The following is a 390-nucleotide window of genomic DNA, read 5'->3' as shown; positions in this document are numbered from 1 at the left end:
CCTTCTCCTCTTCCAATTGCCTTATAACCTTTTCCGCAGTTTCTTTTTGTGCTTCGGAATGATAGAAGATCGCACTACGGTAGTGCGTTCCCACATCATTCTGCTGCCTATTGAGGGTGGTTGGTTCATGGGTCGCAAAAAAGATGAGCAATAACTCTTCAAAAGTGATCTTTTGAGGATCGAATTTTAACTGCACAGATTCGGCATGACCGGTCCTTTGTGTCACCACCTCTCTGTAAGGCGGATTTTTAATATGTCCTCCCGTAAATCCTGAAATCACCTTCTTTACTCCGTCCACCCGCTGAAAAACTGCTTCGGTACACCAAAAACATCCTCCTGCAAGAGTGGCTGTTTCTAATTTATGTTCTTCCATCTTTTCTTTTTTCAAAA

Annotated in this window: 1 protein-coding gene; it reads right to left on the bottom strand. The window is 42.8% G+C overall.

What is annotated here, in order from left to right; translation table 11 throughout:
• On the bottom strand, positions 1-373 hold a 373-nt coding region (msrA, locus tag HC176_RS17280; protein WP_167920243.1), incomplete at its 3' end, for a peptide-methionine (S)-S-oxide reductase MsrA.
• Between the last annotated feature and the right edge of the window lie 17 nt (positions 374-390).

This window comes from Tamlana crocina, from assembly GCF_012037625.1.
Note: the sequence above shows the minus strand (reverse complement) of the source record. Positions and strands in the feature narration are given on the sequence as shown.